General features: G+C 61.8%; 6 protein-coding genes and 1 other RNA gene. 1 reads left to right on the plus strand and 6 read right to left on the minus strand.

Annotation, left to right across the window (positions count from 1 at the left end; all coding sequences use genetic code 11):
* The 6 genes from dnaX to ubiD form a co-directional block, all read right to left on the minus strand.
* Positions 1-1,150: DNA polymerase III subunit gamma/tau (gene dnaX, locus E4O92_RS04275; RefSeq protein WP_135188514.1), on the minus strand; the 1,150-nt coding region annotated here is incomplete at its 3' end.
* A 103-nt stretch (positions 1,151-1,253) separates the two neighbouring features.
* Positions 1,254-1,877: a hypothetical protein gene (locus E4O92_RS04280; RefSeq protein WP_135188515.1), complete on the minus strand. Its 624-nt coding sequence runs from the start codon at positions 1,875-1,877 to the stop codon at positions 1,254-1,256.
* Positions 1,877-2,482, minus strand: coding sequence for a hypothetical protein (locus E4O92_RS04285; RefSeq protein WP_135188516.1), 606 nt, complete (start codon positions 2,480-2,482; stop codon positions 1,877-1,879). The genes E4O92_RS04280 and E4O92_RS04285 overlap by 1 nt, the downstream gene beginning before the upstream one ends.
* A gap of 201 nt (positions 2,483-2,683) precedes the next feature.
* An RNA gene (ffs, locus tag E4O92_RS04290) (signal recognition particle sRNA small type) lies at positions 2,684-2,782 on the minus strand.
* 56 nt (positions 2,783-2,838) lie between these two features.
* Positions 2,839-3,537 (minus strand): type 1 glutamine amidotransferase domain-containing protein, encoded by a 699-nt coding sequence (locus E4O92_RS04295; RefSeq protein ID WP_135188517.1) that lies wholly within the window; start codon positions 3,535-3,537, stop codon positions 2,839-2,841.
* Positions 3,538-3,610: 73 nt separating this feature from the next.
* Positions 3,611-5,095: a 4-hydroxy-3-polyprenylbenzoate decarboxylase gene (ubiD, locus tag E4O92_RS04300; protein ID WP_135188518.1), complete on the minus strand. Its 1,485-nt coding sequence runs from the start codon at positions 5,093-5,095 to the stop codon at positions 3,611-3,613.
* A gap of 481 nt (positions 5,096-5,576) precedes the next feature.
* On the opposite strand from ubiD, the gene E4O92_RS04305 reads away from it, so the two are divergent.
* Positions 5,577-6,458 (plus strand): transglycosylase SLT domain-containing protein, encoded by an 882-nt coding sequence (locus E4O92_RS04305; RefSeq protein WP_167759689.1) that lies wholly within the window; start codon positions 5,577-5,579, stop codon positions 6,456-6,458.
* The last annotated feature ends 133 nt before the right edge of the window (positions 6,459-6,591 follow it).

Below are 6,591 nucleotides of genomic sequence, written 5' to 3' on the forward strand. Positions count from 1 at the left end.
CAGCTGCGGCCGCCGCTTGCGGCGCGGGAGCCGGCGCTTCGGCGCCGCCCTGCCCCGGCCGGAACGCCAGCATGCGCAGCAGGGTCATGGTGAAGCCCGCGTACTCGTCCGGCGCCAGACCGATCTCGTTGCGGCCATGGACCGCGATCTGGTAATACAACTGCACTTCCTGCGGATCGAACTGGCCGGCCAGGCGCTGGATGTCGGCCAGCTCCGGCAGGTCTTGCGGCACCGCCGACGGCACCGTTTGCGCCAGTGCGATCCGGTGCAGCAGCGTGCCCAGGTCCTGCAGCGCGCCGTTGTACGACAGGCTGCGGCTGGCCATTTCGTCCGCCACCGCCATCAGGTCGGTGCCGTCCTGGTTGACGAGCGCATCCAGCAGGCGCACCAGGTAGGACTGGTCGAGCGCGCCCAGCATGCCCTGCACCGACGCCAGGCTCACCTCGCCGGCGGCGTAGGCGATCGCCTGGTCGGTCAGCGACAACGCGTCGCGCATCGAACCGTGCGCGCCCTGCGCCAGCAGGCGCAGCGCAGGCTGCTCGTAGCGCACTTCTTCCTGGCCCAGGATATTCTCGAGGTGGCCGACGATGTGCCCCGGCGGCATCTGCTTCAGGTTGAACTGCAGGCAGCGCGACAGCACGGTGACCGGAATCTTTTGCGGGTCGGTGGTCGCGAGGATGAACTTGACGTGTTCGGGCGGCTCCTCGAGCGTCTTGAGCATCGCGTTGAACGCGTGGTTGGTCAGCATGTGCACCTCGTCGATCATGTAGACCTTGAAGCGCGCATTGCTGGGCGCGTACACCGCCTGCTCGAGCAGTTGCGCCATCTCGTCGACGCCGCGGTTGGATGCCGCGTCCATCTCGATATAGTCGACGAAGCGGCCGGCATCGATTGCGCGGCAGGCTTCACACGCGCCGCACGGCTCGGCCGTGATCCCGCCCTGCCCGTCCGGGCCGGTGCAGTTGAGCGACTTGGCCAGAATTCGAGACAGCGTCGTCTTGCCGACGCCGCGTGTGCCCGTGAACAGGTAGGCATGATGCAGCCGGCCCGTGCGCAGCGCGTGCGTGAGCGCGCGCACCACGTGCTCCTGGCCGACCAGCGTTTCGAAGTTCTTGGGGCGGTATTTGCGGGCGAGGACTTGATAGGACATGCCGAGATTTTACCCCAGTTGGCCGTTGCCGCGAACAATCTGGCCACCATCGGGCCGTGCCGGCCGCCGACGCCAGTGCCGGCGGCGAACACAGCTCAGCCAGCTATTGGACGAAATAGACTCCGGGAGACAGGCGCTTGACTGCCGCGAGAAACATTTCCAGATTGTCCGGCGCAAGCCGGAATGCCAGCCTGTGCATTACCCCCCGTGGCTCAAGGTTGATCAGCTCGACGTGCACGCCGCCTTGCCAGCCGTTGCAAGTGGCCATTTCACCCTTCTCGCCGACCCTTGCGATTGCCACTTTGGTCATGTCGAAAGGGACCGAATAACTGTAGCGCCCGACCTCATTGCGATTCGTGTCGCGCGCGGCAAGCGTGCTGCGAATAATGTCATCCGCGCCTCGGCCGATTCTCCCCTGTTCATAATTGAGCTCGACAACGGAGGCCTTCATTATCACAGGCTGCTGCAAAATGAGGTCGCCTGACGCTGCGTTAACAGGCGGATACATAAAGTGCTGGCAAAAGCCTGCTTTCCTGTCCGCTGAAGCGAACTGGCTTTGAACAATCTCGAGCGCCGCCTCTTGAGTCATTGTGGCGCTGGCGCTCACTGCCGCCGGTGACAGCGGATAATACGTCACGCAGCCGCCCAGCAAAGCCGCTGCGATTGTCATGAGTGCCAGTCGATTAATCCACTTCCCGGCGCGGTAGCGATGTTCGTAAAGGGTCATCAGAAGTTAATCCTCGGCATTTTTTCAAAAACTTTCGGATATTTTTTTATCGCGAGATCGACCACGCGCGGGTCGACTTGCTGCCTCACGAAAGCGTTTCCGTCATTAGAGACAATGGTGCCGAAATAGTAGATACCAGGCTTATCAATGAGGATGCTCTGGCTATCCCACAAACGTAACTCCATGGTGCCTTTGATTCCGCTCTTGCGGTTCGGCTTGGGCGCAACAAAGACGCGGTCAAACTTGAATGGCTTTTCCTTGTCAACTTTAACCGGCAGCAGGTAGACATCGTTGTACCGTCGCTCGCTCAGGTGAATAATCCAGTTTTCCTTGACGACACCCGGGAGCAGACCGATCTGCTTAAGGTCCGTCAATACCTCGTCCCCGAAGGATCCGACCAAAACCAGCGCCCGTTCACTCTCCGGGGTACCCGCAAAGTATCTTTGGTAGCTATCATCAAACGGATATTCTTCATTGGCCTGGAGCGGGTAGCCGATGGGTGCGTCCTTAAAAACCTCCGGCGCACCAGCGCAACCGGCAACCGTCGCGGCAACAATAAGGCATGCAGCAGCTAGCCCGAATAAAGTGGTCAGACGTTTATACATTATGGCTCCCAAGAAAACTGCTTTCTGCAATAATTGCAAATAGTAAACCAAAGTTGCGATAGAACAATATCAGCAACTAAAGAAGCTTGCAACTCGGGAAATGTTTACGCTGCCGGCAGGTGACGTTGACAGAGCGACCGATGAAGAGAAAACGGCAAGGAGCAGATATGAAAAAAGCTGCCGAAGCAGCTTTTCAAAGGAGGAGGCGAGCCTGATCTGCGGCACTTGCGGTAAACGGCTTTGGCTGCTTCGTTCCCGACCTGACCAGGTAAACCATGCCGCAATGCGCAGGGGCCCGCCAGCACGCATTATAACCGAGCCAGCGGGTTTTGTGGCCGCATCCGCCAATCCGCCCCTCAGGTGCGGGTCGGATTGGGCGAGAGCCGCTGCAGCAGTTCGTGCGCGGCCGACTCCGACGATGCCGGGTTCTGGCCCGTGATCAGGTTGCCATCGCTGCGCACGCAGGGATGCCAGTCCGCAGCCTTGCTGTACCTGGCGCCGTTCTGGACCAGCATGTCCTCGACCAGGAACGGCACCACCTCGGCCAGCCCGGCCTCCGCTTCCTCGGTGTCGGCAAAGCTGGTCACCTCCTTGCCCTGGACCAGCGGGCTGCCGTCCGGCGCCTTGGCGTGCAGGAAGGCCGCCGGTCCGTGGCCCACCGCGGCGACCGGCTTGCCATCGGCATACATGGACTCGATCAGCCGGATCGAATCGGGGTCGTGCGCCAGGTCCCACAACGGACCATGGCCGCCGGCATAAAACATGGCGTCGTATCCGCCTGGCGCCACTTCCGACAGCCTGGCCGAGTGCGCCAGCGCCTGCTGCGCCTGCCCGTCGCCCTTGAAGCGCCGCGTCGCCACGGTCTGGAATTCAGGATCGTCGCTTTTCGGGTCAATCGGGGGCTGGCCGCCCCGTGGAGATGCGATCGTGATCATCGCCCCGGCATCCTTGAACACGTAGTACGGATCGGCGAACTCCTCCAGCCAGAAACCGGCTACCCTGCCCGTGTCGCCGAGAGGGCGATTATGCGAAGTCAACACCATCAGGATATTCATTGCGCCCTCCGTGCGTGCGTGGGAATTAGCGCAGTCTAGCCAAGTCCGTCGCCGCGCCACGCACGGGTGATCACTACAGCCCCAACTGCTGCCAGATCTCGTCCACCCGTTGCTTGATCGCCGGCGTCATCTCGATCGGCGTGCCCCATTCGCGGCTGGTCTCGCCCGGCCACTTGTTGGTCGCGTCGATGCCCATCTTGCTACCCAGGCCACTGATCGGCGAAGCGAAATCGAGGTAGTCGATCGGCGTGTTATCGACCATGACCGTGTCGCGGGTCGGGTCGACGCGGGTGGTGATCGCCCAGATCACCTCCTTCCAGTCGCGCACGTTGACGTCCTCGTCGACCACCACGATGAACTTGGTATACATGAACTGGCGCAGGAAACTCCACACGCCGAACATCACGCGCTTGGCGTGGCCGGCGTACTGCTTCTTCATCTGCACCACCGCCATCCGGTAGCTGCAGCCTTCCGGCGGCAGGTAGAAGTCGGTGATCTCGGAGAACTGCTTCTGCAGCAGCGGAATGAACACTTCATTGAGCGCCACGCCCAGCACCGCCGGCTCGTCGGGCGGCTTGCCGGTGTAGGTCGAGTGGTAGATCGGGTCGCGCCGCATGGTGATGCGGTCGATCGTGAACACCGGGAACCAGTCCTGCTCATTATAGTAACCAGTGTGGTCGCCATACGGCCCCTCGAGCGCATGTTCGAAACCGGATGGATGATTCGGGTCCGGGTAGATATGCCCTTCGAGGACGATTTCGGCTGACGCTGGCACCCGCAGTTCACTGCCCAGCGCCTTGGCCAGCACGGTGCGCTGCCCGCGCAGCAGGCCCGCGAACTGGTATTCGGACAGCGAATCGGGCACCGGCGTGACCGCACCCAGGATGGTGGCCGGGTCGGCGCCCAGCGCAACCGCCACCGGATAGGGCTTGCCCGGATTGACCAGCGCGTGCTCGCGGAAGTCGAGCGCGCCACCGCGGTGCGCGAGCCAGCGCATGATCACCTTGTTCGGCCCCAGCACCTGCTGGCGGTAGATGCCCAGGTTCTGGCGCTTCTTGTGCGGCCCCTTGGTAATCACCAGGCCCCAGGTGATCAGCGGCGCCACGTCGCCCGGCCAGCAGTGCTGGATCGGCAGGCGCGACAGGTCCACGTCCTGGCCTTCCCACACGATTTCCTGGCAGCCTGGCGCACGCACCTCCTTGGGCGCCATGTCCCATACCGCCTTGACCAACGAGCCCAGCCCCATCAGGTCCTTGAAGCCCTTGGGCGGCTCCGGCTCTTTCAGGCGCGCCAGCACATGGCCAATTTTCCTCAGCTCGCTCACATCCTCGGCGCCCATACCCAGCGCAACCCGGCGCGGCGTGCCGAACAGGTTGCCCAGCACCGGCATCGTATGGCCGGCCGGGCGCTCGAACAGCAGCGCCGGTCCGCCCGCGCGCAAGGTGCGGTCGCACACCTCGGTCATCTCCAAATTCGGCGAAACCGGCACCGCGACCCGCTTCAATTCGCCCATTTGTTGCAGTTGGGAAATAAAATCCCGCAAATCCGAATAGTTCATCAATTTTTTGCTGGTTTTTTCATGCATACGAGCTAGCTTAACTAGCTCCGCTAAGTATTTGATATGGCTGAGCTTTGCTGCGTTGCAGCGAGGAAAGTAAGATTTAAAAGTAATAAAGCGCAACAGTGCTAGGGTTGACTTGGTATAAAGGTCTGCCTACAATCCTGTCTACTTGATGAGGCGGCTACTCTTTTCGCTTAATTTTTTACATAATTGTAGCCGTTCTCATAACTTCACGGGGTCGGGGCCCCACATGACATTTTGAGGAGTGTTTTTCATTTAGGCGTCTGCCTACTCCCCCGAAACAGTTGTTGAGCCACTGGTGCGCGCCTGCCTGGGCAGCCGCCAGCTGAAGCAAAGCAATGACGGCGTTAGTCGACCGCGAGCGGCGACCGACGATTTTTCTGATGCACGGTATTAGCGAGCCTCGCAGCGTTCACGCGCCGCGCCGGGACCCTTTTTCCGCGACAAAGGAGATACGATGCTCAATCGTTTCATGGCGGGCGCAAGGCTCGTCCAACAAATGGCCAGCCAGCCCATCACGCGCATGTCCGTGACCAAAGCGGCACGCAGTCTGTTTACGACTGCACAACATACGATGACCGTTTTCGGTCTTTCCGCAGTAGCAATGCTTGCGCTGCTCTACACCCGCCCTGAGCTGGCCCGGCACGTGTCCGACCTGCTCAATCCGGAATCGGCCACCGTGCAGGCGGCGCCGGCCGCGACCACCGTCGCCGCCGCCGAGGCAGTTCAAGCGCCCGCCGCGCCGCGCCCGATGAGCGCGGAGGACAAGGCTTACGTCGGCAACAGCCGCCAGCAGCATCTGGTCACGGAATGGCTGTCCAAGCGCTACCGCGTGGCCGGCGACGCCGCCAACATGCTGGTTTCGACCGCCTACTCGACGGCGCGCGAGATCAAGCTCGATCCGCTCTTGATCCTGGCGGTGATGGCGATCGAATCGGGCCTGAACCCGTTTGCCGAGAGCCCGGTTGGCGCCAAGGGCCTGATGCAGGTGATGGCCAAGGTCCATGGCGACAAGTTCGAAGAACTGGGCGGCGCGCAGGCCGCGCTCAACCCGGTGGCCAACATCCGCGTCGGCGCCCAGATCCTCAAGGATTACGTGACCCGCACTGGCTCGGTCGAGGCGGGCCTGAAGACCTATGTCGGCGCTGGCGCGTTCGACAGCGACTCGGGCTACGGATCCAAGGTGATGGCCGAGTACAACCGGCTCAAGCTGGTCGCAGGGGGCAAAAAGGTGCCGACCGTGACCGCACCGGCGCCGCTGCTGGCCGACAAGGCAAGCCCCAAGACGGACACCGCACAGGGCACTTCGCGCTCGGGTGATACTATCGCCGGGCTGTAGGCTCGCACACTCCTCTCAATTAAAAAACCGCCGGGCGCAAGCTACGGCGGTTTTTTTTACGTCAGCAGCGGCTGCGCGACGTAACGTGAATCAACCGCATGTCGAAGGCGTGACTATGCCTCGCCGAAACATG

The organism is Massilia horti (assembly GCF_004614195.1).
GTDB classification, from domain to species: Bacteria; Pseudomonadota; Gammaproteobacteria; order Burkholderiales; family Burkholderiaceae_D; genus Telluria; species Telluria horti.

What these genes read in the sequence shown, in the direction of transcription:
- E4O92_RS04295 (WP_135188517.1), bottom strand. Translation starts at nt 3,537, where the DNA reads ATGAATATCCTGATGGTGTTGACTTCGCATAATCGCCCTCTCGGCGAC.
- E4O92_RS04285 (WP_135188516.1), bottom strand. Translation starts at nt 2,482, where the DNA reads ATGTATAAACGTCTGACCACTTTATTCGGGCTAGCTGCTGCATGCCTT.
- E4O92_RS04305 (WP_167759689.1), top strand. Translation starts at nt 5,577, where the DNA reads ATGCTCAATCGTTTCATGGCGGGCGCAAGGCTCGTCCAACAAATGGCC.
- E4O92_RS04280 (WP_135188515.1), bottom strand. Translation starts at nt 1,877, where the DNA reads ATGACCCTTTACGAACATCGCTACCGCGCCGGGAAGTGGATTAATCGA.
- ubiD (WP_135188518.1), bottom strand. Translation starts at nt 5,095, where the DNA reads ATGAACTATTCGGATTTGCGGGATTTTATTTCCCAACTGCAACAAATG.